The sequence below is a fragment of the Nitratidesulfovibrio liaohensis genome (assembly GCF_011682075.1).
Lineage (GTDB): Bacteria > Desulfobacterota > Desulfovibrionia > Desulfovibrionales > Desulfovibrionaceae > Cupidesulfovibrio > Cupidesulfovibrio liaohensis.
Genome location: NZ_VSMK01000424.1, coordinates 1 through 2,325, shown reverse-complemented (window position 1 = coordinate 2,325; position 2,325 = coordinate 1). Strand labels below are relative to the sequence as shown.

General features: G+C 67.4%; 3 protein-coding genes. All 3 read left to right on the top strand.

Annotated elements, in window-relative coordinates:
• Window positions 1-437: 437 nt before the first annotated feature.
• On the top strand, window positions 438-665 hold the full coding sequence (rpoZ, locus tag FVW27_RS13435) for a DNA-directed RNA polymerase subunit omega (protein WP_012613402.1): 228 nt from the start codon (window positions 438-440) through the stop codon (window positions 663-665).
• 6 nt (window positions 666-671) lie between these two features.
• Window positions 672-1,796: a molecular chaperone DnaJ gene (dnaJ, locus tag FVW27_RS13430; RefSeq protein ID WP_167125942.1), complete on the top strand. Its 1,125-nt coding sequence runs from the start codon at window positions 672-674 to the stop codon at window positions 1,794-1,796.
• 236 nt (window positions 1,797-2,032) lie between these two features.
• On the top strand, window positions 2,033-2,325 hold a 293-nt coding region (locus FVW27_RS13425), incomplete at its 3' end, for a hypothetical protein (protein ID WP_167125939.1).

Sequence of the window (2,325 nt, the reverse complement as noted above, 5' to 3'; positions counted from 1 at the left end):
CGGCGCAAGGGCGGAGCGTGGACCGCCGGGCCGCCCCCCGATACCCCGGCGCGGGGGCGGAAGCAACCGCTGACACCGCCGGGCGGTCCCGCCTGTCCGTCTGGTCCGTGCGCGCGTCAGGTCCGTTGGCGCCACACCATTGCGGCGTGCCGTGCATCAACAAGAAAGACACACGCCCGCGCGTTGTCCCCGCGCCCCGGCACCATGATGTGCTTGACGTGGCTTGACAGGATGGGTATGTTGCGCAGCTTGGCGTACTGCGTCCGCATGCCGCCAGTGTGCCGCCCACAATGTCGCCCCATGTGCCCCAATGCCGGAAGTTCACCGCCACCCGCCGGAAATCGCGCGGGGGGCTGGACAACCGGCCTTGCCGCATTACCTGAAAGAGGCGTTGCGCGCCCGTGCCGCACGCCCAATCCTTTCCGCAAGGAGCTCCCATGGCCCGCATTACCGTTGAAGACTGCCAGGAACGCGTCGATAACCGCTTCCTTCTCGTGCAGATGGCCATCAAGCGCGTGCATCAGTACCGCGAAGGGTACGAGGCGCTGGTGGATTCGCGCAACAAGGAAGTGGTAACCGCCCTGCGTGAAATCGCCGCGGGCAAGGTACTGCCCGATGAAGAGGCGCGCTACGTGGAGACCGAGGAAGACTTCCGGGCCGAATAGCCAGCCATGAGCCAGCGTGACTATTACGAGGTGCTCGGCGTAGCCCGGGACGCGTCGGAGGACGAGATCAAGCGGCAGTATCGCAAGCTTGCGCTCCAGTACCATCCCGACCGCAACCCGGACAATCCCGAGGCCGAACAGATGTTCAAGGAGGCCGCCGAGGCCTATGACGTGCTGCGCGACGCCGACAAGCGGGCGCGGTACGACCGCTTCGGACACGCGGGCCTCAACGGCAACGGCGGCGGCCACGGTTTTGCCAATGCCGACGACGTGTTCGCGCATTTCAGCGACATATTCGGCGATCTTTTCGGCTTTGCCACCGGCTCGTCGCGCATGCGCGGTCCGCGTCCCCAGGCCGGGGCCGATTTGCGCTACAACCTGTCCATCTCCTTCCGGCAGGCCGCCAAGGGCGACGAAGTCACCCTGCGCCTGCCCAAGAAGGTTACCTGCGACGAGTGCAACGGGTCCGGCGCGGCTGCGGGCACCAAGCCCGAAACCTGCCGCCACTGCGGCGGCAGCGGCCAGATTCGCCAGAGCCAGGGCTTTTTCCAGATCGCCGTGCCCTGCCCCGTGTGCCGGGGCGAAGGCCAGGTCATCCCCACTCCCTGTCCCAAGTGCAAGGGTTCGGGCATCCTTCAGCAGGTGCGCGAGCTGTCCGTGCGCATTCCTGCCGGGGTGGACACCGGCAACCGCCTGCGCCTGCGCGGCGAGGGAGAGCCGGGCCTGCACGGCGGCCCCCCCGGCGACCTGTACGTGGTCGTCAGCGTGGAGCAGGACAAGACCTTCCGCCGTCAGGGCCAGGACCTCGTGATCACTCACGAGATCAGCTTCGCGCAGGCCGCCTTGGGCGACCGCATCGAGGTGCCCACCCTGGATGACCCGGTGACCCTGGAAATTCCCAAGGGCACCCAGAGCGGCGAGGTGTTTCGCCTGACCGACCAGGGCCTGCCCTATCTTGGGCACCACCAGAAAGGCGACCTGCTGGTGGAGGTGCGCGTGCTGACGCCCGTAAGCCTGACCAAGAAGCAGGAAGAACTGCTGCGCGAATTCGCCAAGCTGGAAGAAGGCAAACCCTTCGAAAAGGTCAAGAAGGTGGCGCGCAAGATCGGCAAGGCCATGGGCATGGAATAGCCGTCGCTTTCAAACGCGCTGTTGTCCCGTCCGCCTCCGGTGTTCCGCCGGGGGCGGGCGTCGTTTTTGCGGGCAGAGGTCGGCGGCAGGCTTCGCGTCCGGCGCGGCGGATTGGCCTTTGCGGCGGCGGTGTGCTAGACTGAATCCGAGTACCGGTTTTCCCACGCAGGGGTGTCCCCGGCGCGCCGTGACAGCGGCGCGCCGGGGCTTTGTTTCCGTCCGGCAGGAGGTGTTTCATGATTGTCGATGCCCGTTCCGGCGCGTTGTTCCGCGCGGAAAGCCTGTTCGCCGAGCACGTCTGCGATGCCGCCGTGCTGGCCGGTTTCGACCTGTCCACCGACGCCGTGCGTCGCATTCTGGCCGGTGACCCTCAGGCCCCGGCGTCACCCGCTGCCCGGACCTTCGTCCTGCGGCAGGGGCAGGCGCTGGGCTGGGTGCTGCGCCGGGTGCGTTCCGGCACGTTCGACCTCACCTGGGGCACGGCCCGCGCGGTGAACGCGTTGCTCACCGGCGCACCGCATGACGAGAC